This is a genomic window from Confluentibacter citreus, from assembly GCF_002807055.1.
Lineage (GTDB): Bacteria > Bacteroidota > Bacteroidia > Flavobacteriales > Flavobacteriaceae > Confluentibacter > Confluentibacter citreus.
Window position 1 is genome coordinate 140,873 of the sequence record NZ_NIXN01000006.1, and the last position, 26,561, is coordinate 167,433.

General features: G+C 32.0%; 19 protein-coding genes. 14 read left to right on the forward strand and 5 right to left on the reverse strand.

What is annotated here, in order from left to right:
• Positions 1–107: 107 nt before the first annotated feature.
• On the forward strand, positions 108–854 hold the full coding sequence (locus CDH49_RS12265; protein WP_100615821.1) for a tyrosine-protein phosphatase: 747 nt from the start codon (positions 108–110) through the stop codon (positions 852–854).
• Here CDH49_RS12265 and CDH49_RS12270 read toward each other — a convergent pair.
• From CDH49_RS12270 to CDH49_RS12290, 5 genes are all read right to left on the reverse strand, one after another.
• A complete protein-coding gene (locus CDH49_RS12270; protein ID WP_100615822.1) occupies positions 851–3,262 on the reverse strand; it encodes a GumC family protein in 2,412 nt (803 codons plus the stop codon). The genes CDH49_RS12265 and CDH49_RS12270 overlap by 4 nt on opposite strands.
• A gap of 13 nt (positions 3,263–3,275) precedes the next feature.
• On the reverse strand, positions 3,276–4,055 hold the full coding sequence (locus CDH49_RS12275) for a polysaccharide biosynthesis/export family protein (RefSeq protein ID WP_100615823.1): 780 nt from the start codon (positions 4,053–4,055) through the stop codon (positions 3,276–3,278).
• Positions 4,056–4,095: 40 nt separating this feature from the next.
• Positions 4,096–6,039 carry a nucleoside-diphosphate sugar epimerase/dehydratase gene (locus CDH49_RS12280; RefSeq protein WP_100615824.1) on the reverse strand — a complete coding sequence of 648 codons (1,944 nt, stop codon included), beginning with the start codon at positions 6,037–6,039 and terminating at the stop codon, positions 4,096–4,098.
• Entirely contained in the window at positions 6,036–7,166 is a 1,131-nt protein-coding gene (locus CDH49_RS12285; RefSeq protein WP_100615825.1) for an aminotransferase class I/II-fold pyridoxal phosphate-dependent enzyme, read from the reverse strand. The genes CDH49_RS12280 and CDH49_RS12285 overlap by 4 nt, the downstream gene beginning before the upstream one ends.
• A 554-nt stretch (positions 7,167–7,720) precedes the next feature.
• Positions 7,721–9,235, reverse strand: coding sequence for a hypothetical protein (locus CDH49_RS12290; protein WP_157805310.1), 1,515 nt, complete (start codon positions 9,233–9,235; stop codon positions 7,721–7,723).
• A 548-nt stretch (positions 9,236–9,783) separates the two neighbouring features.
• Here CDH49_RS12290 and CDH49_RS12295 point away from each other — a divergent pair.
• The 13 genes from CDH49_RS12295 to CDH49_RS12355 all read left to right on the forward strand — a co-directional run bounded on the left by CDH49_RS12295 (position 9,784) and on the right by CDH49_RS12355 (position 26,261).
• Complete coding sequence (locus CDH49_RS12295) at positions 9,784–10,803, forward strand: NAD-dependent epimerase (RefSeq protein ID WP_100615827.1); 1,020 nt, start codon at positions 9,784–9,786, stop codon at positions 10,801–10,803.
• A 1,080-nt stretch (positions 10,804–11,883) separates the two neighbouring features.
• Positions 11,884–12,879, forward strand: coding sequence for an SDR family oxidoreductase (locus CDH49_RS12300; RefSeq protein ID WP_100615828.1), 996 nt, complete (start codon positions 11,884–11,886; stop codon positions 12,877–12,879).
• Positions 12,880–12,885: 6 nt separating this feature from the next.
• Positions 12,886–14,265 (forward strand): nucleotide sugar dehydrogenase, encoded by a 1,380-nt coding sequence (locus CDH49_RS12305; protein WP_100615829.1) that lies wholly within the window; start codon positions 12,886–12,888, stop codon positions 14,263–14,265.
• A 7-nt stretch (positions 14,266–14,272) separates the two neighbouring features.
• The gene (locus CDH49_RS12310; protein WP_100615830.1) at positions 14,273–15,553 is read left to right on the forward strand and encodes a nucleotide sugar dehydrogenase; all 1,281 of its coding nucleotides are present in this window, start codon (positions 14,273–14,275) and stop codon (positions 15,551–15,553) included.
• A 91-nt stretch (positions 15,554–15,644) separates the two neighbouring features.
• Positions 15,645–17,195, forward strand: coding sequence for a lipopolysaccharide biosynthesis protein (locus CDH49_RS12315; protein WP_100615831.1), 1,551 nt, complete (start codon positions 15,645–15,647; stop codon positions 17,193–17,195).
• An 11-nt stretch (positions 17,196–17,206) separates the two neighbouring features.
• Complete coding sequence (locus tag CDH49_RS12320; RefSeq protein ID WP_100615832.1) at positions 17,207–18,310, forward strand: glycosyltransferase family 4 protein; 1,104 nt, start codon at positions 17,207–17,209, stop codon at positions 18,308–18,310.
• An 8-nt stretch (positions 18,311–18,318) separates the two neighbouring features.
• A complete protein-coding gene (locus CDH49_RS12325; RefSeq protein WP_100615833.1) occupies positions 18,319–19,413 on the forward strand; it encodes an O-antigen ligase family protein in 1,095 nt (364 codons plus the stop codon).
• 8 nt (positions 19,414–19,421) lie between these two features.
• Complete coding sequence (locus tag CDH49_RS12330) at positions 19,422–20,003, forward strand: serine O-acetyltransferase (protein ID WP_100615834.1); 582 nt, start codon at positions 19,422–19,424, stop codon at positions 20,001–20,003.
• Positions 19,996–20,937 carry an ATP-grasp fold amidoligase family protein gene (locus tag CDH49_RS12335; RefSeq protein ID WP_100615835.1) on the forward strand — a complete coding sequence of 314 codons (942 nt, stop codon included), beginning with the start codon at positions 19,996–19,998 and terminating at the stop codon, positions 20,935–20,937. Before CDH49_RS12330 ends, CDH49_RS12335 begins: the two co-directional genes overlap by 8 nt.
• Before the next feature lie 27 nt (positions 20,938–20,964).
• On the forward strand, positions 20,965–22,047 hold the full coding sequence (locus CDH49_RS12340; RefSeq protein WP_100615836.1) for a glycosyltransferase: 1,083 nt from the start codon (positions 20,965–20,967) through the stop codon (positions 22,045–22,047).
• 20 nt (positions 22,048–22,067) lie between these two features.
• Positions 22,068–23,216 carry a glycosyltransferase gene (locus tag CDH49_RS12345; protein ID WP_100615837.1) on the forward strand — a complete coding sequence of 383 codons (1,149 nt, stop codon included), beginning with the start codon at positions 22,068–22,070 and terminating at the stop codon, positions 23,214–23,216.
• A gap of 2 nt (positions 23,217–23,218) precedes the next feature.
• Complete coding sequence (asnB, locus tag CDH49_RS12350; RefSeq protein ID WP_100615838.1) at positions 23,219–25,123, forward strand: asparagine synthase (glutamine-hydrolyzing); 1,905 nt, start codon at positions 23,219–23,221, stop codon at positions 25,121–25,123.
• Position 25,124: 1 nt separating this feature from the next.
• Positions 25,125–26,261, forward strand: a complete 1,137-nt coding sequence (locus tag CDH49_RS12355; RefSeq protein ID WP_100615839.1) for a glycosyltransferase family 4 protein — start codon at positions 25,125–25,127, stop codon at positions 26,259–26,261.
• The last annotated feature ends 300 nt before the right edge of the window (positions 26,262–26,561 follow it).

The window sequence follows — 26,561 nt, forward strand, 5'->3', positions numbered from 1 at the left end:
TTGTTAGTTTATCTAGGAGATGCTGAAACAATCCCGATAGCTATCGGGACAGCATGACATTTTAGTTTACTTGTTACTAACATTAAATAATAATTAATTTCTTTATAATGCTTAGTATCTTTTCAAAAAAATATTTTATTAAAGATTTGTTGGATGGGTTTGTTGACATCCATAACCACATACTTCCCGGTATAGATGATGGCGCTAAAGACACTCAGGAGTCTTTGGATTTGATTGAGAAACTAATGGGGTTAGGTATTAAACAATTTATGCCTACGCCCCATATCATGCAGGATTTTTATCCTAATACTTTTGAGACTATTGGAGATGCTTATCAAAAATTATTGGATGCCCTACCTCGTAAAATACTTAAGGACATCACTATTAATCCAGCAGCAGAATATATGTTGGATAATCATTTTGACATTTTATTGGAAACCGAAAACTTATACCCTCTAAAGGACAAATATGTTTTAGTTGAAATGTCTTATTTTCAAGCTCCCATACATTTTGAGGACATCATGTTTAAATTAAAAACAAAAGGTTATACCCCTATTTTGGCACATCCAGAGCGTTATCCTTTTTATCACAATAAGTTAGAATATTATAAAGAATTAAAAAAACTTGGGTGCCTTTTTCAACTTAACTTGTTATCATTAGGCGATCATTATGGAAAAAATGTTCAGAAAACAGCGCTCCATTTGCTTAATGATCAATTAATTGATTTTGTTGGCAGTGATGTCCATAATGAGAATCACATAAAAAAAATAACAGAACTACATGTAAATGAAAGCCATTTGAAAAAACTTAAAACAGTTATTCAAAATACAAATACTACCTTCACAGTTATCTAGCTTTTTTTGCTGAAAAATCCTTTTTTGGCAGGAGCTCCATAATAACCATACTTGGCGCCATAACCAAAATTAGCTTGTTTCACATCATTTACAACCATCATCATACCGTTCAGCTTTTTGTCTGCATGTAGTTCTTTGGCATAATTAAGTATGTGTTTTTCAGTATAATCAGCTCTTGTTACATAAATGGTATGTCCTGCATATTGGCTTATTAGTAAGGTATCGGTAACCAACATCGAAGGGGCTGTATCAACAATTACAAAATCATAATGATTGGAAGCATAATCGAATAACTCCTGAACCCTATCGCCCATCAACAATTCAGCTGGGTTTGGTGGCACTTTTCCAGAAAGGAGAATATCTATTTTTATATCATTAATAAGATACGTGTCTATAATTTGTCCTGCTAAAATTGATTTATCAGCTAAAAATTCTGTCAATCCCACTTTAGCTTTACTTTTTTCCATTTGATTCTTAATGGCTGGATGTATTTGTGGGTTCCTAATATCACCTTCAATCAATAAAACCCTTTTATCCGTATTTGCAATGGTAAGTGCCATATTTAAACTAAACACCGATTTTCCTTCACCATTAATAGTAGATGTTACAAACATCACATTTTCATAATTATCTATCTTTCTTCCCCGTCTTATGTAATCGAAATTTGTTCTTATAATTCTAAAAGATTCAGAAAAAACAGATCTATCATTCTTTTCAATCAATAAGCCTTTACCACTTTTAGAACTATCTTTCATTTTTGGAATTTCACCTAATACAGAAATATTTTTTATTTCGCGTTCTAAATCTTCTTTATTATGAATTTTAGTATCTAATAATTTAGATGTGTAAATAGCGCCAAACGGTATACTAAGTCCAATAATTATTGCTGCCAAAAATACAATAGTAGGTTTTGGTGAAACAGGCAATCCCGTACTATAGGCCTCATCAATCACTCTGGCGCTTGGAGAGGTAGATGTTAATGAAATGGTGGCCTCTTCCCTTTTTTGAAGCAAATAAAGATATAATGATTCCTTAATGCCTTGTTCACGCTCTATATCCCTAGATTCCCTTACTTGGCCGGGTACTTGATAAATTTTTGAATTAATGGATGATGCCCTGTTTTGTAAACTATTTATTTGGAAAGAAATTGTTTGTGATGAATTAGACAAACTTTGTATTAAATTTTGTTTTAAACCGGATAGCTGTTGATCTAAGTTTACAATAATAGGATTCTTTTCCTTGGTAGACCCTTTTAAAAGTGCGTTACGTTCCCTTAATAATTCGTTGTATTTCGACGTCACCTCATTTATTGATCCGTCCGACAAACCAACATTTGAGGGAATGGGCTCAAAAGATAAGGATTCATCATCCACATAGTTCTTCATATAATTTACAAGGTTTAATTGGCTCCTTGCCTTTGAAATTTCTTCTTCAGTTTGAGAGCTTGTATTTAAATATAAAGACGCTTCAGACGTGATATCGGTCAGTCTATTGCCTGTTTTAAAATTTTCAATTTTATCGTCTACGCTTGATAAATCCTTGGAAATTAAATTAATACGTTCATTAATAAAGTTTGCAGCATTCAATGACATTTGGTTTTTCTCTGCAATGGAAATTCTATTGTACTCTTCAATAAGCGTATTTAAAATGTCTTTTGAACGATTTAAAACAACATCATTAAGTGATAAATTGATAACTTTGGAAAACTCCACAGTTTGACCTACTAGTATTACATTTTTATAGTATTCGGCCATTTGAGTAACTGGAACAATGTTTACATAAATAGTTTCCCCGGCTAACTCTGAAATATCATCTATAGTTGGTAAAATAATGATATCACCCATAGGTGTTGTTATATTTTTACCAAAAGCAGATTTAACACTTACTAGTTCCTTCAACTCATTCTCAACTACAAAATCAAAAGCAGTCTCAGACAGTATGTTTATTGAAAAACTAAATTTCGAACTCGCAACAATCGAATCGGACACCGTAAAATTAATTTTTACAGGCGAATTTTTATATAATGGTGTTTCATGTACTCTGCCTTTTTTGCTATATTGAATGTTTAATGATAACTTTTTAACAACAGATTCCATGATGTGTCTTGAACGCAATGCTTCAATCTCATCCTCAGTTTTTTTTCCTTCAGTTTCAGAAAAACGTCTTAAATCTTTAAGGATGTCATTACTTGGGACTGAAGATGTGCCATCGTCTACAAACATTATTTTAGCATATGCACTATATTCTTGTGGTGTATATCTTAAGTATAGCAGAGCTACCACAATACATAAAATACAGCTAAAAACAAACCATTTCCAATGCCTAGTATAAGTAAGTAATGTTTTCTTTAAATTAACTTCTTCTGGCATATTATTTTTAGATTGATTTTGTTGACTATTTGAAACCATATGATAATAAATTTTAGCGACGGGTTAGTAAAATAACGGTCGATGTAATAAGAATGGATGCAATGGATATGGCTACCGAAACCCTTGTATCGAATGATGAAGCACTAATGGCCGATTTATTAGGCTCAATATAAACAACATCATTTTGGGTTAGGAAATATACAGGGGAATTAAAGGCTTCCTTGGTTGTTAAATCAATTCTCGTGTACGTTTTTGTTCCATTAAAATCCCTAATCACCATGACATTATCGCGTCTACCTTTTATGGTTAAATCACCAGCTAATCCAATGGCCTCAAGAATACTGCTTCGTTCTCCCGATACAGCATACGTACCTGGTTTTCCTACTTCACCTAAAATAGTGACCCTAAAATTGAGAATTCTAATGTTAATGATGGGATCGCTAAGGTAATCGTTCAGTTTTTCCTTGAACAATAGCTTAGCCTCTTCTACGGTTAAACCCAACAATTTAATTTTACCTAAAACAGGATAATCTATATTGCCTTCGTTATCTATTAAATAATCGAGTTCTTCCACCCTTCCATTTTCACTCCCTGCATTTTTAATTAAATTAAATGGCTTCACTGCATCTAGATTAAACGTAGAAACATTGATGGAAACAATATCGTTTATTTTAAATCTCGGGGCGAATGTATCGGTATTAACGATCGTTTCAAAATCTTTGGCATTTTGAAAATAAACAACCTCCCTTTTGGATGCACAAGACGTTAATAATAATGTTAAAGCAATAATTGTACAAACGTGCGACGTTTTTAATGAATTTAAAATTCTCATTTTTAAGATTATTTGGGGAAAGTAATAAAAATTACAGATATTATGATAGGTTTCTAACAGGTTTCTTTGTTTGATCGTCCGAAAGGCCTTGAGTTTTTTTATAAATTTGAACTCTTTTATCAAATCTTTCGTAATCAGAATTATTTGATTTGTATTCGGGTATCAAGTCTTTCATTTTCATAACAATATTGTTATTTTGAAAACGATTGGTGATGCATAAGGCTTCAATTTGAGATTTTACACTGGCATAATCCAGTTCCCTTGTCTTACTGATCAATATTTTTTTATGGTATGTAGATAAGGTATTTTCGCCGTTCGCCAATAATTCTTCGTAAAGCTTTTCTCCAGGGCGTAAACCTGTAATTTTAATCTCCATCTCTTCAGGATATTTAAACCCAGATAATTTAATCATATTCTTGGCCAGGTCATAAATCTTAACAGACTCACCCATGTCAAAAATAAATATCTCACCACCTTTGCCCATAGTTCCAGCTTCTAAAACTAACTGGGATGCTTCTGGAATGGTCATAAAATATCTAGTAATATCTTTGTGTGTTAATGTTATTGGACCACCTTTCTCTATCTGTTTTTTGAATAACGGAATGACAGAACCATTGGAGCCTAAAACATTACCAAATCTCGTAATGATGAATTTGGTATTACTTTCTTTTTGTAAACAGCTAATATACATTTCAGCAATTCTTTTTGTAGCACCCATAACACTGGTTGGGTTTACAGCTTTATCTGTTGATACAAAAACAAATTTCTTAACATTGTAGCGCGATGCAGTATCTGCTAAAAGTTTGGTGCCATGGATATTAATCTTGATGGACTCATATGGAGAATCTTCCATTAATGGTACGTGCTTATAAGCTGCAGCATGAAACACCATAGTAGGCTTATATTCTTGAAAAATACCGTCCAATCTCAAACCATCCCTTATATCCGCAACAATGGAGACGATGTTGAATTTATTGTTTTGTTTCAAGTCCTGTTGCAAATCATATAATGGTGATTCCGCTTGGTCAACCAAAATCAATCGATTCACATCAAAATTAGATAGTTGTTTAACAAGTTCACTACCAATAGATCCAGCAGCTCCTGTTACTAATATCGTTTCGCCCCTAAATTCATTCAGCAGGTTTGGATTATCAATTTGAATGGGTTCACGTCCTAAAAGATCTTCTATTTGAACTTGCTTTATTTGTCCAACATTCAACTCACCATTGATCCATTTTTCAATAGCTGGCACTTTATTTATTTTTACATTCAAACCAACTAAACCGATTAATCTATCTTTGACTAGATTTTCAGAGGTAACCATAATTTCATCAATACGATGAGTATCTATAAAATGTTGATCAATTTTACTTTTATGTAAAATAGTGATGCCATTGATAGACTTCCCGTTCTTACTAAAATTATCATCAACAAAACCAATAACTTTATATCTTTCTCTAACATTATTTATCAAGGCATTGTAGGTCACAATACCAGCGTCACCAGCACCATAAATTAGTATATTTTTGGATGTTACATACTTACATTTTATATGGTTATAGCTCATTTTGAAAAGGAGTCTACTCAAACTTAAAAAAACAAAACTAAAAAAAGCATGTATCACTATAATGGAAAGCGGTATGGTAAACCCTGGCATGATACTTAATTCCCTATTTACAATCACACACAAAACACTAATAACGGTGATTATGGATACCGATTTGAAAAGATTCACAATATCAGTGAAGCCAGTGTGTCTTATAACACTTTTAAAAGACCCAATAGCCATAAAACTAATGGCTGATATAACTAATAGAAAAGGTATTTGTAATAAAAACTGATTTAAATCAAAATTTAAGGTTAAATTAAACCTTATAAAATAGGCCATAAAGAAACTAACCAAAATTATTGCTAAATCAATAGCAAAAACGAGCCATTTGGAAGCGTATTTTTGGGAATAATAGGTAAAATAATTATTGATCATAGGTTTAGGGTTTTTGTAATACTATTTAAAATTCTAAATAAATCATCTTGTACTAAATTAGAGCCACTGGGTAAACATAAACCTTTCTCAAAAAGGTTTTCAGAGGTTCCATCAGTAAAATGCAAACAATCTTTAAAAATGGGTTGCATATGCATGGGCTTCCATAAAGGTCTAGACTCAATATCGTCTTGTTGTAATTCTAACCTTATTTGTTCCCTTAACTTAAAAGAATCCGTTTTTATACAGGTAATCCATCTATTTGAAAAGGATCCTTCTGGTTCTTCCAAAAATGATATGGATTCGTATTTTGATAAATGCTTTTTATAAAACTCAAAATTCTGCCTTCTAGCCGCTACCCTGTCATCAAGCACTTCCATTTGTCCGCGTCCAATCCCAGCCAACACATTACTCATTCTATAGTTATATCCAATGGCGGAGTGCTCATAGTGGGGCGCGTTATCTCTGGCTTGTGTAGACAAGAACACGGCTTTGTTTTTTAAGGCTTCGGTATGGGCAATTAAAGCACCTCCGCCCGATGTTGTAATTATTTTATTGCCGTTAAACGATAGGATGCCTATATCAGATAATGCGCCACAAGCCATACCATGATACGTGCTTCCCAAAGCTTCAGCACTATCTTCAACTACGGGAATATCATATTTTTTTGCAATGGCGTTAATCTCGTTCACTTTATAGGGCATGCCGTATAAATGAACCGCTATAATGGCTTTTGGTTTTTTATGTTTTTCAATACGATCCTTTATGGCAATCTCCAGTAATTCGGGCGACATATTCCAAGTGTCCGGCTCACTGTCAATAAATACAGGTGTGGCACCAAGGTACACAATAGGATTTGCCGAGGCAGAAAATGTAAAACTTTGGCATAAAACTTCGTCTCCATTAGATACGCCTAGTAATTGCAATGCTAAATGTAGGGCAGCCGTTCCTGAACTCAATACAGCTACATGCGTTTGGTCTCCTAAGTAATTTTGGATATCTTTTTCAAAACCATCTACATTGGGTCCCAAAGGCGCGATCCAATTGGTGTCAAAGGCAGCGTTAACAAATTTTTGCTCTGAACCGCCCATGTGAGGTGATGATAAATATATTTTAGTTTTAGTCAACATCTACTATTTGTATTAAATACTTTTAAATTTAGGACACAAGAAGATACCCATGGGATATACATACCCATGTATTTTAAAACAAAAAACTCGTTCAGCTTGTACTCTCTCTCTTGTGCGTTTATAAAACAAAATCAACATACTACTTATTATTAGCTTAATGAATCCGTAATTAAATGTTATATCTTCTATCTGTTATTGGGAATTAGATAAAAATAGAGAGTTTGTATGTAACATTTAATACAGTTAAATTAATGTTGCTATTAATCAATTCAATTTTGTATTAGTGAGACAAATTTAAGTATAGTTTTCATGTAAACAGAGAAGTTCTTTGTTATTTCGCTAAAAGCATATTTATATTCGGTTAAATACCTATTGCGTAATTTCAATGATTATACTGATAGATATTATTAGCAGATGGTCGATTTTTTATATTTTACTTTGAGAAAAAGCCTTTTAATTAGTGAACTGTTTAAATAAAAAAACCAATAACTGATGTTATTGGTTTTATAATTATGTACTTAAAAATTTAATCCTTATAATTTCAAACAATCATTTTATTTATCTACTTGATTTAGGAATTCTTCTAAATCGGTATAGCCATCACCGTCTAAGTCGCCTTTACCATCTCTACTTAAATCACCAAAAGTTGCTCTTTCCCATACATCAGGCATTCCGTCACCATCGGTGTCATAGCTTCCGCTTCTTGAGTTTTTGGGAAGTATTGGTAATGTCCATGACTTATTATAAGGGTTTGAACTGATATTGTTTTTTACATTATTTATTTTAGTGGTATCAAAACTATCTAAGTAAGTGCCATAAGTGCCATCTGCATTTAAGTATTTATTAGTGCCGACATCAGCTAATACATCTATGTAGGCTTGTAATGCGGATTTAATTTGAAAATTTTCTCCTATTATATTGAATGGAATAGTTCTAAATAAACTTGAAGATATGAGATTTGAAGTAGAAAAATTAGTCCATAAATCTTGGTCGTTTAAAATTGGTGTTGTGTGTAAGTTTGAATGATAATTATAAGCACTATAAATTAAAGGTTTGGCTGACGTATCTACTTTATTAATTGCGGTTGTGCCATTAGAAGTGTTTTTGCCCATCTTCATATAGTTTCCTATAAAATTAACATCAGCTGTATGTGTTGAGCTTATTCTCGTTAATCTTGAAATCCAATTAAAGTAAACATTGTTTATTATATCTACTTGCTTCGTTGTTGATATATTTGGGGTTCTATGGCTTTGGTCAACAAACAAATTATGAATGGATGTAAAATTACCGGATTCAAAGGCGTCTAGTTCAACTATACCAAAAATTATTCCCGTCGCATTTTCAGAAAATACAGAATTTTGAATAGTAATATTTATCAAATTACCTGTACTTGCTCTCATTGCTATTGCTTGATTGTCATTAAAAGAAAAACTGCAATGGTCTAAAATAAGGCCATCTGTTCCTGACGAAACAAAACCATTATGAAAATAAACATCGGGTTCTCCTGTATAGCTTCCGTTTCTAAATCGTATATAACGCCAAATAGCATTGTTACACGGTTGACTTGGTCTAAAATGACCTCCTCCCATACGTATAGGATTTCCAGCTATAGTAATGCCTCCTTCTGGAGCGGTTTGACCAGCAACAGTAAAGTTTGAATTTTCCTCAATTAATTCAATAGTAGTTGTTAATGTTATTGTACCACTTACATCAAAAACGATGGTCCTTGTGCCTGAAGCCAACAAAGCTGCCCTTAAACTCCCTGCGCCACTGTCATTTAAATTTGTAACATGAATAACTTTACCTCCTCTGCCACCAGTGGTATTTTCGCCACCACCATAAGCACTAGGAAAGGCTTTAAGCATAGTAGCAATATCATCTTCAGGGGCATCTTCAGGTGTGTTCGTTAGTAAAGGATCCTTTTTTTTGTCTATTACTATCTCTTCTTCAGGGAGCAGAGCCTCTTCTACAAACAACTCTTCTCTATTACAAGAAGAAAAAATTAGGAATAATAAGTAGCAAGTTATCATGGTGTACGTTGAGGACGTAAACTTAAAAATAATATTCATAAATAGCTAGTATTAGATTTGGGAACTAATAATAGGTCAATAGTACTATTTAACTTTTAAGTAGATCAACAATTACATACTTTTTCGATAAACTGCAGCATATTTTTTTAAAATAAATCGCCAAAATACATCTAAAGCAGATAAATTACACAAAATATTTATTTTTGTAAGTAAATATTGTATTTAATGCAATAAATTATTTCACAGAAAAAAAGGAAAAATAAAGACTTCGGAGTATTAAATAATATGGTATTGTTAGTAGCTAATACTATATCAAAATACGCGGTAAGCTTAAAAAGCATTCCTTTTTAAACGTATCATGATTGTTGTTATTATGCAAGTATTAAAAAAATTTACAAACTAATTAGTTCACTTGAAATTCTTCATAGATGAAACGCCATCGATGGCATTTTATATATAAATATGTTTTTTTTCTTAAATACTTTTTTAATCTTTGACGGCGTTTATTAACGATTAGTAATTATAACGAACAATTATTAATCAATAATCAATTATTTAAACGATAACTTTATACAAATATTAAAAAAATGAAAGTATTAGTTACAGGTGCAGCAGGATTTATAGGTTTTTATGTCTCCAAAGTATTATTGGATAAAGGGCATGAGGTGGTTGGTTTAGATAACATCAATGATTATTACGATGTGAACCTAAAATATGCCCGATTGCAAGAATTGGGTATTGGTAAAAATGAAGCTTCAAAATTCAATAATATATGTAAAAGCTCTTCCAACCATTTCAGATTCATAAAAATGAATTTAGAAGATCGCTTACAACTTCCTAAACTATTCGAAGCAGAAGCATTTGATGTGGTTTGTAATTTAGCTGCACAGGCGGGTGTTCGCTACAGTTTAGAGAATCCTGAAACCTATGTGGATTCCAACATGGTTGGCTTTCTTAATATTTTGGAGTGTTGCAGACATTATGACGTCAAGCATTTGGTGTATGCCAGTAGCTCCAGCGTATATGGATTGAATAAAAAAATACCGTTTTCCACAGATGATGCCGTAGATCACCCCATTAGTTTATACGCCGCCACCAAAAAGAGTAATGAGTTAATGGCCTATACGTATAGCCATTTATTTAAAATCCCCACTACAGGCTTACGGTTCTTTACCGTTTACGGACCTTGGGGCCGCCCCGATATGGCCATGTTTTTATTTACAGATGCCATTTTAAAACACAAACCTATTAAGGTGTTCAATCATGGCAACATGGAACGCGATTTCACCTATATAGACGATATTGTTGAAGGGGTTGTGCGCATTATCGAAAAACCAACTACCGAACGGACTGAAAAAAATGCCTTGTACAAACTATATAATATAGGTAATAATAATTCCGTTAAGTTGTTGGATTTTATCAAGGAAATAGAAGCCAATTTAAAAATGGAAGCGAAAAAGGATATGATGCCTATGCAACCTGGTGATGTGGAACGCACATGGGCCAATGTAGACGCACTTATCAAAGATTATGGTTATAAACCCAACACACCCATAAAAGAAGGGGTAAAACATTTTATTGATTGGTTTAAAATGTATTACAACTAACCCGTTGGGTGTAATTACTTTTTAGTGCTATTATATATTTATTGTCACTTGGTGCCGATAACTATAGGTACTGGAGAAATGTTTTTTTGTGATGTCTTCGACAAGCTAACTAACCATAAACACAAATAAACAATCTAGATGTCACTTCGATACTCCATAGCTATCGGGAGTATCTAGAAGCCATACAACCTAAGTTCTCGATACAAAATACCTCGTTCCTCAGTATTTTACTCGAACTGACAACCTGACTAGGTTTAATTGATATTATCACCCTAGATGTCACTTCGAGTGATTTTCGAAGCATGAGAAAATTGTATCGAGAAGCTATACATCTAAGGTACTCGATACCAAATCCCTGTCACTCGGTATTCAACTCGAACTGACACAGGCTGACTAACTATAATACAATTAACACGTTAGATGTCACTTCGAGTGATTTTCGAAGTATGAGAAAATTGTATCGAGAAGCCATAAAACCTAAGTTCTCGATACAAAATTCTGAAAAAGAATTTCACTCGAACTGACAAGTCTAACACACATATACATTTAACAATCTAAATGTCACTGGTATTCGATTTTTGTCAGACTGAGCGCAGTCGAAGTCAGAAAAAATAGTAACGAACACTTTATTTAGTTGTAGTTCTCAATACTAATTTCAGTCATTCCCTTGCCGAATTCGAACTTTTTGTTATTCCGTCCCAATAACTATCGGGATTATTTCGGAATCTTATAGTATATAATAACAGCTATAGGTATGAGAACCAGAAACATCCCGATAACTATCGGGACAAGTTGACAATGGATGATTTATTAATTGCTTTATCATTCAATCCCGATAACTATTGGGATTCATGTGAAATTCGCTTTTGATTTTTGGTATATTAGGTACATGAATCCAAATAAATGATAAAAGTTCCATTTAAAACGAAAGAATTATAAAACAGCTCATCTGAAATATAGCTAGTTTATCCAACAAATGTGCATTCATCGTTAAAAAGTCCTACTTGGCATAATAATAGTCATAGGTTACATTAATTTTTTACATATTTGTGCTGGCTTAAAAATTAAAACCCAAATTTAATGACTATTGACCAATTAAAAACGCTACAAGACAAAACGATTCTTGTTACAGGTGGCGCGGGCTTTATAGGTTCAAATCTATGTGAAACACTGCTAAACAACCATATAAAAACCGTTTGCCTAGACAATTTTTCTACAGGTAAACGAGAGAATATAGCCCCTTTTTTAGAAAATAACTTATTTAAACTCATTGAAGGCGATATTAGACATCTTGAAGATTGTCATCAGGCCTGCAAGAGTGTTGATTATATTCTTCATGAAGCCGCCTTAGGTTCGGTCCCAAGATCTATTAATGACCCTATCACAACCAATGATGTTAATGTTTCTGGATTTTTAAACATGCTTGTAGCGGCAAGGGACGCTAAAGTAAAACGGTTTGTGTATGCCGCTAGCTCTTCAACCTATGGAGATCACGAAGCACTTCCAAAAGTTGAGGATACTATAGGAAAACCTTTATCTCCATATGCCATTACGAAATATGTGAATGAATTATATGCCGATATTTTTTATAAAACCTATCAATTGGACACTATTGGATTACGCTATTTTAACGTGTTTGGAAAAAGGCAAGACCCAGACGGTGCTTATGCCGCTGTGATTCCAAAATTTGTAAAACAATTGATGAGTCATGAATCGCCCATCATCAATGGTGATGGTAGTTACTCAAGGGATTTTACCTATATTGACAATGTGGTGCAGATGAATATTCTAGCGTTGACCACTCCCAATGAAAACGCATTGAATACAGTTTATAATGTTGCCTATGGTGATAGAACCACGCTATTGGAACTAACCAACTTATTAAAAACACATTTATCGGCTTATGACGCCTCCATCAGCAACATAGAAATTAAACATAGAGATACTAGAATTGGAGATATTCCCCACTCCTTAGCATCTATAAATAAAGCAGAACAATTATTAAATTACAAACCTAAATTTAATATCAATGACGGCATAAAAGAAGCGGTACAGTGGTATTGGAAACATTTATAATAAAATATGAAAATAACAAAAATTTGTTGTATTGGTGCTGGCTATGTAGGTGGTCCTACCATGGCAGTGATTGCGAAAAATAATCCGCATATAAAAATAACCATCGTTGATATCAATGCCGAACGTATTGCGGCATGGAATGATGCCGATGTATCCAAACTACCGGTTTATGAACCGGGCTTGGCAGAGATCGTAAAGGAAACAAGGAATAAAAACCTGTTTTTTTCAACAGACATCAATACCGCCATTGATGAATCTGAAATGATTTTTATATCCGTAAATACCCCAACCAAAACCTTTGGTAAAGGAAAAGGCATGGCAGCCGATTTAAAATATGTAGAACTTTGCGCCAGGAATATTGCAGACATAGCAACAACGGATAAAATAGTGGTTGAAAAATCCACATTGCCTGTTAGAACGGCCCAAGCCATTAAAAGCATCCTTGAAAACACAGGAAACGGTGTTACATTCGATATCTTATCTAACCCTGAGTTCCTTGCGGAAGGTACGGCTATTGAGGATTTATTACATCCGGATAGGATATTGATTGGAGGCGAATCGGAAGAAGCCATAGACAGTCTAGCGTCTATTTATGGTAGCTGGGTGCCTCAGGAGAACATATTAAGAACCAATGTGTGGTCTTCAGAACTTTCCAAATTAACGGCAAATGCTTTTTTAGCGCAACGCATATCGTCTATCAATGCCATTTCGGAACTTTGCGAACATACCGAGGCCAATGTGAATGAAGTGGCTAAAGCTATTGGCATGGATTCCAGAATTGGTTCTAAATTTTTAAAGGCTTCGGTTGGATTTGGTGGTTCTTGCTTCCAAAAGGATATCTTGAACTTGGTTTACATCGCTAGAAGCTACGGTTTAAATGAAGTTGCTAATTATTGGGAACAGGTGATCATTATGAACGACCACCAAAAAAGACGCTTCTCCGATAGATTGATAAAAACATTATACAACACGGTATCCGGAAAAAAAATAGGCTTATTAGGGTGGGCTTTTAAAAAAGACACCAATGATACCAGGGAGTCTGCTGCTATCTATGTGACCGATCATTTAGTAAGTGAACAAGCCCATATTGCTGTTTATGACCCTAAAGTATCTGCCGTTAAAATTCAAACAGACTTAAATTACCTAAACACGCGCACGGAAGCAGAAAACCTAAAGTATGTTGCATCTGTTGAAAACCCATACGAAGCCTTAAAGAACGCCCATGCGGTAGCCATTATGACCGAGTGGGATGAGTTCAAAACGTACGACTGGAAACAAATATATACCGATATGAAAAAACCAGCGTTTATCTTTGATGGCAGAAATATTTTAGATAAATCGAATATGGAAGCCATAGGCTTTGAATATTATTCCATAGGACAATAAAAAAATTATGAATAAAGAAAACATAGCGATCATTGGTTTGGGATATGTGGGGTTGCCCCTCGCCCGCCTTTTTGCAACTAAATATGCCGTTGTTGGCTTTGATATCAATACAAAGCGTATTGCTGAATTGCAGCAAGGTAAGGACGCTACCTTAGAAGTGGAAGAAGCTCTTTTAAAATCGGTTTTAAAAGACTCTCCAAAAGATGGAATAGGTTTATATTGTTCAACAAACATTGACGACATTAAAGATTGTAACTATTATATAGTTACCGTTCCTACCCCTATTGACAAAAACAACCGTCCAGATTTGACCCCTCTATACAAATCGAGTGAAACCGTGGGTCGTGTTTTGAAGAAAGGTGATATTGTTATTTATGAATCAACCGTCTATCCGGGTGTTACAGAAGATGAATGTGTACCGATCCTAGAGAAAATGAGCGGACTGGTATTTAACAAGGATTTTTTTGCAGGTTATTCACCAGAACGCATCAATCCCGGGGATAAAGAACACACTGTTGAAAAAATTTTAAAAGTCACTTCGGGATCTACAACAGAAATTGGCGAAAAAGTCAATGCATTATATGCCAGTGTGATTACTGCTGGTACGCACCTTGCTCCTAGCATTAAGGTAGCAGAAGCTGCCAAGGTTATTGAGAATTCCCAACGTGATATCAATATTGCTTTCGTGAACGAATTGGCGAAAATATTCAATCTTTTGGATATTGATACCCATGCCGTATTGGAGGCTGCTGGTACCAAATGGAATTTTTTACCGTTTAAACCAGGGCTGGTAGGTGGTCATTGTATTGGCGTGGATCCTTATTACTTGGCACAAAAGGCACAAGAAGTGGGCTATCATCCCGAAATTATTTTAGCGGGCCGCCGTGTGAATGACAGTATGGGTCAATACATTGCCAGTGAAGTGGTGAAAATGATGTTAAAAAATGATATTAAGGTCAATGGTGCCAAACTGTTGATGTTGGGCATCACGTTTAAGGAAAACTGCCCCGATGTAAGGAATACGAAAATAGTGGATGTCATTAAACATTTAAAGGAATACGGTCTCGATATCACCATCTACGATCCTTGGGCAAATCCAATGGAAGTACAACATGAATATCATTTAACGACTATTGCTGAACTTCCAAAAAATCAATTCGACACCATCGTGTTAGGCGTTGCACATAAAGAGTTTCTTAATCTTAATTTTAAGGAGTTGTTAAATTCCAAAGGGTTGATTTATGATGTAAAAGGGGTTTTAAAAGACAAAACAAATAAGTGCTTATAATTTATATAAACATAATTTATTTTAGTATAAATAAAACTAATTCAAATATCTTCTTACAATTATAAGAAATGAACACTAAAAAAGTATTGAAATGTCAAGAGTCTCCAAATCTATAAAAAATGCTAAGGTTGGTGTATTTTTTTTCTTGATATCAATTGTTGTGCAATTCTTTTCAAGAAAAATATTTCTGGATCATTTAGGCGATGAGTTTATTGGTTTGGAGACTACAATAAGAAGTATACTTGGTTTTTTAAATTTAGCAGAATTAGGTATTGGAACTGCTATTGGTTTTGCTCTATATAAACCCATTTTTGATGAAGATCAAAATGAAATAAATAAAATAATAGCATTACTAGGGTTTCTTTATAAAAGAATTGGCTTCATTCTAATTGGAGTGGGTTTAATCACCTCTTTATTTTTTCCTTTAATATTTAATGATGCCCCTTTTTCTCTTTTATTAATATATTTCATATTTTATGCTTTATTATCATCTTCCCTATTAAGCTATTTTGTTAATTATCATTTAAGTTTATTAGGAGCAGACCAAAAGGGTTATATAATTCAAAGTTATTTTCAAATATTTAATACAACACGGGTAATTATACAATGTTTTGTTGCTATTTATCTTCAAAATTTCTATTTATGGATTGCTCTTGAATTAGTTTTTAGTGTAATATATAGCATTACATTAAGAATTAAAGTAAAAGAACACTATCCATGGCTTATTATAAATTCATCCCAGAATGCTGCAATTATAAAAGAATATCCAGAATTAATAAAAAAAATAAAGCAGGTCTTTATTCATAAAATTAGTGTTTTTATTAAAGGGGGAACTGATAATATACTTGTTTACGCCTTAGTAAGTTTACAAAGCGTTGCATACTTTGGAAACTATCAATTAATTTTCATAAAACTTGGTGGTTTAGTAAAAATGACATTTGCTGGTACGGGTTCTGCTATTGGTAATTTAGTAGCAGAAAATGATAAAGAAAATATAAACAAAATTTTTTGGGAATTAATAGCTGTCCAATTTTTTATAGCTGGGTTTTTTAGCATAATAATTTATTATGTTATGGGACCTTTTATACAATTATGGCTTGGTGCAGAATATATAATGGCAAATAGTGTTTTATTATTAATGATAGCCAATTTTTTTATTTTAGAGATAAGCTCACCTATAGAACGCTATAAAAATGCCTATGGTTTGTATTCTGATACTTGGGCCCCCGCAACAGAAGCTATTATAAATCTTACTATTTCATTTTTTTTTGGGAGAATATGGGGTATTGAAGGAATTTTGCTCGGAACATTAGTTAGTGCTATACTAATTGTAATAATATGGAAACCTTATTTTTTATATAAAAATGGTTTTAAAAAAAACGTTTGGCATTATTGGAAAGGCATTATACCCGTGATAATAATTTTTTCTATTTCTGCCTTATTAATAAGTTATATAATCAGCCATTTTCCATATGATAAAAGTTCTTCTAATCTAATTAATTGGACTATTTACTCATTTAAAGTAACATCGATAGTAACCCTAGTCTATGGTGTTTTATTATTTACATTTATAAAAGGTTTTAAGGTTTTTTGTTTAAGAATGAAAAAATTGATACTAAGTAAATTATTTAAGAAAAAATAATATTTTTAATTATGAACAATATAAAAAAGAGAGTTGGTTTTGTAATTGGCTCACTCACCGCTGGAGGTGCCGAGCGTGTTGTATCGAATTTAAGTAATGAGTTAATTGATAAATATGATATTGTTATCATTGCATTTGTGAAAGTCCCTCCTTTTTATAGTCTCAATGAAAAAATAAAAGTCATAGCATGTAAAGAAACCATATCTACCCCTACTTCAATTTTCCAATCATTAAGACTTAATTTAGAGCTACTAAAAGGAGTTTCTAAAGCTATAAAATCTGAAAAAATAGACATTATAATTGGCTTTATAACCTCTGCTAATATTGTGGCAACACTAGCTGCCAAATTAAATAAAATACCAAGTATAATTAGTGAGAGAAATAATCCAATGATAACAGAGGTTCCTAAATTTTGGGTGTTACTTAGGAATTTAGTTTATCCAAAGGCAGATAAATTGATTCTTCAAACTGAGGGTGTTAAAAAGTTTTATAAAGATAGGATTAAATCTAATAAAATAGTTATACTTCCAAATCCAATCTCCAAAGATTTATCGTTGCTAAGAGATGACAAAGTTAAAAAAGAAAATATCATTCTTACTGTAGGCAGATTAGATAAAAATAAATGCCATGATTTAATTATCAATGCTTTCAAAAGAGTTAAAACAAACGATTGGAAACTTTTAATTGCAGGAGTTGGATCAAAAGAAAGTGATCTAAAAGAATTAATTAGAATTAGTCATTTACAAGATTCGGTTGAACTTTTAGGGAAAGTAAAAGATATTCACAAGTATTACAATCGTGCTGGGGTTTTTGTTTTTGCTTCTAGAACAGAAGGATTTCCTAATGCACTATTAGAAGCTATGCATTTTGGTATTCCTACTATTTCTACAGATTGTAATTTTGGGCCATCCGAAATTATAGAAAATGGTGAAAATGGCTATTTAATTCCTGTGGGAGATCAGGAAATGTTAGAAAAAAGATTAAAAACTCTTATTGATGACGAAGAACTTAGAGTAAAATTTTCAAAAAATGCAAAGCTAACAACAGAGCGCTTTCACAGTGATGCTGTGGTTAAAAAATGGGATGAAGTAATTGACTCATTGATTTATAATTAATGTAAAAAATGAAAATATTAAAATTTATAATTGCCGCATTAGTTTTACTAAACTTACCATCCATTTTACTAGTTAATACTACACCCGTAATTGGTAGTTTGCTTAGCTACGCTACAATTATATTTTTAGTTGCTTACTACGTTCTAGAAAAAAAAACGGAGCCAAACGCTTGGATGATTATTTTAGCCTTATTTTATTTTATAATTTCTAGTTTTCAATATTACGGTACCGATAGTGTTTTCATTCTTACTTGTATTAAGTATTTTATTGTGATTGTTTGTGGCTTTGAACTTATAAAAAACATGAGTAAATTAGATATGTTTTTTGTTTTGCTAATTGGAGGATTGAGTATAGGCATTGAAGCACTGTTTTTTCCAAGCAAATTTGGGCGTTACTCTGGTTTTTACATAAACCCAAATACAGCTGGTTTTATTTGTATTTATGCATTTGCACTAACTTATGGTTTAAAAAGTCAAGCACTTAAACTTATAGGACAATTTGTTTTTACTTTAATGGGACTATTAACATTTTCTAGAACTTTTATTGTAATATGGATTTTATTAAACTTAATGTCACTTAGAATTAGTGTTAAAAATATTAGAATGCTAGGACTAGGTTTCTTAATTATTAGTACACTTTTTTTAATTGATGAAATTGTAGGACTAAGTAACCCCAGATTTCAACAACTTAAAAACATAGTCACAAATGAAAAGGTCTCAACTAGAGAAATTAGTGAAGACTCTAGAACTGAAACCTGGGCATTATTTTATGACCAAATATTAGAATCTCCTATTGTTGGAAACGGATGGGGCACCTTATCTGGTATGTCCACTATGGGAGTTCATAATTCTTTTCTAATGGTTCTTGGAGAGGCTGGATTTTTACCATTCTTTATTATGCTAGCAATGTTCTTTGTGATGTTTAGGCGGGGATATATTTATTTCAAACTTGCTCCTCATTTAATTATGCAAACAATTGCATTGTTTATGTTTTTATTAGCAAATCATAATTTTTTTAATTTTTATTATATTACTTTTTGTACCATGTGGATACAATATCAACTATTAGTACTAAAGAATAACAAATTATATAATCTTCAATAAATGACATCATGATAAAGTCTAAAACAGATTATTTTGAATACTTAAAACAAGATGAAATTGCTAATGATTTTAAATCATCTGGTTTTTTACAAACCATAATTAGCATTATATCACCAAACCCTATTAATATTTTCTTAAAAAGATTAAGAAAGGCTGAATATTATAAAAACACTAAGTCTGATATATTTAGCAAAACTTATTATTTATACATTCGATATTTATTACACAAATCTTCAATTAAGTTAGGTTTTATTATACCAGAAAATGTTTTTGGCCCCGGTTTAGCTTTGGTTCATTATGGTACTATTGTCGTCAATTCTAAATGTAAAATAGGAAAAAATTGTAGAATACATGTTGATGTAAATATAGGAGCTTCCAGTGGTGAAAAAGAAGCTCCTCAATTAGGTGATAATGTATATATAGCCCCTGGTGCTAAAATCTATGGCAATATACGTATACCCAATAATACAGCTATTGGTGCAAATGCTGTTGTTAACAAATCATTTGAAGAAGAAAACACAATAATCGCAGGAATACCTGCAAAAGTCATCGGAAATGTTGACATAAAAAAAATTATAAAACATGTATAATCAAGAGGGAAAAAGTATAAGAAGTAGAGTCTCTGATTTTTATCGAAAATCAGATAGTGGATATTTCATTTTAAGACCTTTTTATAAATTATATGAATTTGGACTTATGCTAATTCCTGACAAACTAATTATTCAGAGTAGTTTTAAAAAACATATGGGATATTCGCTTGATTTAGATAACCCTAAAACTTTAAATGAAAAAATTAATTGGTTAAAACTATACGATAGAAACGATTTACACACTATAATTGCTGATAAGTTTAAAGTTAGAGACTATGTGGAAAAAAAAATTGGAAAAAAATATTTAATACCGCTGTTATATCATACTAAAAATCCAAATGATTTAAAACCAGAAAACCTACCCAGTACCGGTAATTATATAATTAAAACAAACCATGATAGTTCAGGAGGGGTTATTGTTAGGGATCCACTAGTGATTAATTGGAATTATATAAGAAAAAGATTTAAACATTTACTAAAAGAGAATCACTATTATAGTACAATAGAATGGCAATATAAAAATATAGAACCGAGAATTGTAGTTGAACAATTATTGACATATGATGACGGAAGCATTCCTGACGACTACAAGTTTCATTGTTTTAATGGTAAATTGGCTTTTGTAATGGTAGACTTTGATAGACATTCAAATATACGCACTAGAAACTTATATGATACAGATTGGAATCTGTTACCTTGTAATTGGGGAAGACCAAATGGTAAGGAACTCAATAAACCAGAAAATTTTGAAGAAATGAAAATGCTTGCAGAAACTCTAGCAAAAGATTTCAAATATGTAAGAATAGATTTTTACTTGGTAAATGCTAAAATTTATTTTGGTGAAATAACTCTGCATCATGCATCAGGATTTCAAAAATTTTATCAAAAAGAATGTGACGAGAAATATGGTAGTATGCTAAACTTAAAATCTTAATATATAAATCAAATTATACTGAACTTAATGAATAAGACCAAAATATTTTTTATAATACCAACTCTTTTTGCAGGTGGAGCTGAGAGGGTTATGTCTTTTGTTTCCCAAAATTTAAAAAAGGAAAAATTTGATGTCACACTTGTTGTTATAGGTTTTGAAAAAGATAGTAAATATCAAATTTCTGGAATAAAAGTCAGATACTTAAATAAAACCAGAGTTCTGAATTCAATATTTGATATAATTAAACTTATAAAAAAAGAAAAACCTCACATTGTAGTTAGTGCATTATCCCATTTAAATATAGCAATGGGATATATATCATTGTTGTTCCCTAAAATCAAATTTATTGGAAGGCATACTATAGTTAGTAAAGTAGCAGAAAAATATAAAGCTAAAAATAGGAATAAATTAAATTTAATAATAAGTCATTTTAGTTCAGGGTATAAGTATTTGGATATAATACTATGCCAATCAAAAGATATGTATAATGATATAAAAGATAATTTTAACGTAGATGTACAAAGACTAAGAATAATAAATAATCCTATAACTGATAATTTTAATCTTAAAACTGTAAAAAACAATCCAAATGAGGTTGTTAAATTTGTTACTGTAGCAAGATTAAAAAAGTTAAAAGGGCATGAAAGAATTATAAATGCTATTTCAAAATTAAATTTCCCCTATCAATATATAATTATTGGTGATGGACCGGAAAGGGAAAACATATTCAACAAAATTAAAACTCTGGGAATTGAAGATAAAGTAATACACATTCCTTACACATCTGAGGTTTCAAAGTATTTATCAGAAAGTGATTATTATTTGATGGGGTCTTATGCCGAAGGATTTCCTAATTGCTTGATAGAAAGCTGTTCTGTAGGAACTCCCATTATTGCATTTAAAGCGCCTGGAGGCCTAGATGAAATAATTGATGAAGGTGTAAATGGATTCATGTCTGAAAGTGAAGAAGAATTCGTTGGTAATATTATGAAATCAGTAAAAAATCATAAGTGGGATATAAATGAAATTAGTGATTCTGTTCTTAAAAAGTTTAATAAAGAAAAAATCATTATTCAGTACGAAAATTTATTTATGGATATTCTAAAGTAAAAGACCATAACCTATTTATAATGTTAAACCCAAAACAAAATTTAAGTATCCTAAGTATAACACTTGGAAGAGGTGGTGCTGAGAAGGTTATCAGTTTATTATTAAAAGAGTTGATAAATGATTATCATGTCACTTTAGTATTATTATACAATGAGATTCATTTTCAAATCCCAAAAGAAGTTAATGTTGTAATATTAAATAATAAAGAATCAGCACAACCTTTTTATTTAAAAATTTTTGATGGAATCAGGGTGTTTATTAAATACTCTGCATTTTTAAGAAAGAATAATATTAATTATTCTGTTTCATTTTTAGCCTTTCCTAACCTCATTAATGGCATGGTGGCTATTTTTAACAAAAAAGTTAAAACCATTATAAGTGAGCGGGGGTTTCCATCAGATAATACTACAAGCAAATTATCGCTTTATATATCAAAGGTGTTTTACCCCATAATTTATAATAGGTGCAACAAATTGTTCTCTAATTCTGTTTATATAAATGAGGATTTAAAAGATAATTTTGGAATTAAAATTCCTATGGACGTTATATATAATCCTATTGAATTACCAAATGACACTATAGAACCAAGTAAACTGAATTTTAAAACACATATCCTAAAAGTTATTACAGCTGGAACTTTAAATACTAGAAAAAATCAAATTATGATTATAAAAGCTATTGAAAGTTCCAATAAAAAATATGAACTTTCCATTTTGGGAGGTGGGCATTTAGATGGGTTTTTAAACCATGAGGTAAAAAATAGACATTTACAGGATCAGATTTTTCTTAAAGGCTCGGTTAAAAATGTAAATGAATTTTTGCTTGAGAGCAACTGTTTTGTATTGTCTTCTTTTACAGAAGGTTTTCCAAATGCCTTATTGGAAGCTATGGCCATAGGATTACCCTGTATATCAACAAATTGTTTATCGGGCCCGTTAGAACTACTTAACGATAATCAACCTATTATTATAAAAAAGGGGATGTTTTTTAAGGCTCAGTATGGCATTCTGATTAATAATGATGACCATATAGCTTTAAAAGAAGCTTTAGATTTTTTTCATACCCATCCAGAGGAACGAGAAAAATACAGTAAATTAAGTTTAGAAAGATCGAGAAAATATCAATTAAAAAGTGTTTATAAAGAGCTTAATCAATTTATAAAAAACTAACAATGTGCGGAATTAACGGAATACTATATAAAAAGTCCAGTAGTGAAATTGAAATTACTACTGTTTTAACTAAAATGAATAATCTTATTATTCACAGAGGCCCGGATGATGATGGTTTTTTCAAAACCGTTCAGGATTCTTATTCATTGGGGATGAGCATGAGGCGATTGGCTATTATTGATTTGGCATCAGGGAAACAGCCGATGTATTCCAATGATAAAAAAATAGTCATTGTATTTAATGGTGAAATTTATAATTACAAAGTACTAAAATCTAAATTAGAAAGCGAGGGCATATCTTTTAAAACCTCTAGTGATACCGAAGTGATATTGAAGCTTTATGAAACCTATGGAACCAATTCTTTTAAATGGTTAGACGGTATGTATGGATTTAGCATCTATGATGAACATAAAAACAAGTTATTCATTGCTCGTGATTTTTTTGGTGAAAAGCCTTTGTATTATGTCAATACAGGAACACAATTTCTATGGGCATCAGAATTAAAATCTATTATCAATATTCTGGACTATAAACCAGAAATTTCCAAGAAAGGTCTTAATTTATTTTTTAGGTTAACTTATATACCGGCACCACATACTATTTACGAGAATATATTTAAGTTAGAGGCTAATCATTTTATTGAATATGATTTGTCCACCCATCACATCTCTTTTAATAAAATTAATGAAGAACCCTTACCTAAAGAAACTTCTATAAGCTTTGAAGATGCAAAAAAGACAGTTAAAGAGTTGGTTTATGATAGTGTAAACACCCGATCGATTTCCGATGTTCCATTGGGTACTTTTCTATCTGGGGGTGTTGATTCATCGATAATCTCTTTATGCTTGTCTCAAACAACCAATACTAAAATTAACACATTCGCCATAGGTTTTAAAAAAGGATCTGATGAAACTGATAAATCGCGACTTGTTGCTAAAATAATTAATAGCGACCATCATGAATTTCTCATTGACGAAGATGACTTAAAACATGATATTCATGATATTCTAATAAATTTTGATGAACCTTTTTCTGATACGGCTGCCTTGCCCACCTATTTGGTTTCTAACCGAACACGCCAACATGCAACGGTGGCATTAACTGGTGATGGCGGAGATGAAGTGTTTGGTGGCTATAACAAATATTATATTGGTAAAATGAACCAGCGATACTCTGATATAATCCCACAAAATATACATAATTACATTCTTAAATGGTCCAAACCCTTTTTAACCATTAAAGATGACAATAGAGGTTACCGTTTTAAAATTAAAAAATTACTACATGCTGTTAATTATGATGGCGATTTTTATTGGGATATTATTTCTTTGGCCAATACCAGAAAACAACTATCTGAAATTCTGGTTCCCTCCTATTTGGAAGATCATTTGTTTGAAGAATACAAAGAGATTTTAAATATGGAAAAAGCCGAATCTTTGACCGATTTTAGACTTGTAGACAAAATACTAAGCCTTGAAGGAGGTATGCTTCCAAAAGTTGATAGAACAAGCATGATGAATTCCTTGGAATGTAGAGCGCCTTTCTTAAATAGAAATTTATGGGAATTTGCCAATACATTGCCTGAAAATTATTTAATGAAAGGCTGGAATAAAAAACATATCTTAAAAGAAGCCTTTAGAGATCAATTTCCTGATGATTTTCTCGAAAAAAAGAAAAAGGGATTTGGTTCTCCAACAGGAAATTGGTTAAGACAAAGCTTAAGAAAGGAACTTGAAAGTTATATTGAGCCTAAAATGCTTGAAAAGCAAGGGATATTTAATAAAGATTTTATAATCAATTTAGTTCAAAACCATTTGGATAATAAACAAGATAATACGTTTAGAGTATGGTCTTATTTCTGTTTTCAAAAATGGTATAAATACACGTATCAAAAATCTAGTTCATAGAATGATAAAAAAAAGAATTCTAATGGTAGCCTCTTCAGATAATTCATTAATATCTTTTAGAGGCGATTTTATTAAAAGCATGATAGCACATGGCTTTGAAGTGTTTGCAGCGGCTCCAGACTTCGAAGATGATATTTTTCAAAAAGTTATCGATTATGGTGCGACTCCCGTAAAATTTAATCTGCAAAGAACTGGAATGAATCCGTTCAAAGACTTTAAATCTGTTTTGGAGTTGAAACATATTATAAGGCAAAACAACATTGATTTAGTGTTTCCTTATACGGTTAAGCCAGTAATTTATAGTTCAATAGCAGCTAACTTTTGCAACGTTCCCGTTATATCATTAATCACCGGTTTGGGTTTTACATTTACAGGTTTAACTGCAAAAGCAAGAGCCTTGCAGACCCTGAATGAGTTTTTATATAAGCTATCCATTCGTAAAAATAAAGTCATTGTTTTTCAAAATTCCGATGATTGCCAGTTGTTTATCGATAGAAACATAATTTCCAAAAACCATCCTGTTGGCTTTGTGAGTGGCTCGGGGGTAAACCTAAATTTGTATAAGTATCGAGTAAACGACAATACCACTAAAAAGATACGGTTTCTTTTAGTTGCCCGATTAATTAAGGAAAAAGGTATCGCTTTATACATTGATGCAGCAACGGTTTTGAAAAAGACTTACCCTGAAGCCGAATTCCACATCATTGGACATGCTGGTAATTCACCCTCTGCAATGAAAGAAGATTTGCTAAATGAATTACATGATCAAGGTATTATTGTGCATCATGGCCCCCAAAACAATGTTCAGGACCATTTATACAAAAGCGATGTGTTTGTATTGCCAACGTATTATAGAGAGGGGGTCCCACGCTCCATTCTGGAGGCCTTATCGGTTGGATTGCCTATAATAACAACCAATACACCGGGCTGTAAAGAAACGGTAATACAAAACGAGAACGGTTTTTTAATCGAGCCTCAAAATTTAGAGGCCTTAATAAACGCCATGGAATATTTTCTCATCAATCCATCTAAAATAAAGGATATGGGTATTAATAGTAGAAAATATGCTGAAGAAAAATTTGATGTTAACATCATCAATTCCAACTTAATAAACATTATAAATAGCGTTTTAAAATAATAACGAGCATGAAGTTATATCACCAACTGCAAGCTTTTGATAAATATTCCATACATGAATAATGTATCGAGAATTAAATTTTTAATTTTGAATAGTTCTCGATACAAAATACCTCGTGCCTTGGTATTTCACTCGAACTGACAAGCAAACTAACTAAAATACAATTAATAACCTAAATGTCACTTCGAGTGATTTTCGAAGCATGAAAAAATTATATAGAGAAGCTCATTTACCAAAGTTCTCGATACAAAATTCCGAATAATATTTTCACTCGAACATATATTCAACAATAATAATAGT

Bases quoted from the DNA above. Each gene is read 5' to 3' on its own strand.
- CDH49_RS12280 (WP_100615824.1), bottom strand. From the start codon at position 6,039: ATGATCAATAATTATTTTACCTATTATTCCCAAAAATACGCTTCCAAA.
- CDH49_RS12315 (WP_100615831.1), top strand. From the start codon at position 15,645: ATGTCAAGAGTCTCCAAATCTATAAAAAATGCTAAGGTTGGTGTATTT.
- CDH49_RS12285 (WP_100615825.1), bottom strand. From the start codon at position 7,166: ATGTTGACTAAAACTAAAATATATTTATCATCACCTCACATGGGCGGT.
- CDH49_RS12335 (WP_100615835.1), top strand. From the start codon at position 19,996: ATGTATAATCAAGAGGGAAAAAGTATAAGAAGTAGAGTCTCTGATTTT.
- CDH49_RS12340 (WP_100615836.1), top strand. From the start codon at position 20,965: ATGAATAAGACCAAAATATTTTTTATAATACCAACTCTTTTTGCAGGT.
- CDH49_RS12265 (WP_100615821.1), top strand. From the start codon at position 108: ATGCTTAGTATCTTTTCAAAAAAATATTTTATTAAAGATTTGTTGGAT.
- asnB (WP_100615838.1), top strand. From the start codon at position 23,219: ATGTGCGGAATTAACGGAATACTATATAAAAAGTCCAGTAGTGAAATT.
- CDH49_RS12330 (WP_100615834.1), top strand. From the start codon at position 19,422: ATGATAAAGTCTAAAACAGATTATTTTGAATACTTAAAACAAGATGAA.
- CDH49_RS12320 (WP_100615832.1), top strand. From the start codon at position 17,207: ATGAACAATATAAAAAAGAGAGTTGGTTTTGTAATTGGCTCACTCACC.
- CDH49_RS12345 (WP_100615837.1), top strand. From the start codon at position 22,068: ATGTTAAACCCAAAACAAAATTTAAGTATCCTAAGTATAACACTTGGA.
- CDH49_RS12310 (WP_100615830.1), top strand. From the start codon at position 14,273: ATGAATAAAGAAAACATAGCGATCATTGGTTTGGGATATGTGGGGTTG.
- CDH49_RS12355 (WP_100615839.1), top strand. From the start codon at position 25,125: ATGATAAAAAAAAGAATTCTAATGGTAGCCTCTTCAGATAATTCATTA.
- CDH49_RS12295 (WP_100615827.1), top strand. From the start codon at position 9,784: ATGAAAGTATTAGTTACAGGTGCAGCAGGATTTATAGGTTTTTATGTC.
- CDH49_RS12275 (WP_100615823.1), bottom strand. From the start codon at position 4,055: ATGAGAATTTTAAATTCATTAAAAACGTCGCACGTTTGTACAATTATT.
- CDH49_RS12300 (WP_100615828.1), top strand. From the start codon at position 11,884: ATGACTATTGACCAATTAAAAACGCTACAAGACAAAACGATTCTTGTT.
- CDH49_RS12325 (WP_100615833.1), top strand. From the start codon at position 18,319: ATGAAAATATTAAAATTTATAATTGCCGCATTAGTTTTACTAAACTTA.
- CDH49_RS12305 (WP_100615829.1), top strand. From the start codon at position 12,886: ATGAAAATAACAAAAATTTGTTGTATTGGTGCTGGCTATGTAGGTGGT.
- CDH49_RS12270 (WP_100615822.1), bottom strand. From the start codon at position 3,262: ATGGTTTCAAATAGTCAACAAAATCAATCTAAAAATAATATGCCAGAA.
- CDH49_RS12290 (WP_157805310.1), bottom strand. From the start codon at position 9,235: ATGAATATTATTTTTAAGTTTACGTCCTCAACGTACACCATGATAACT.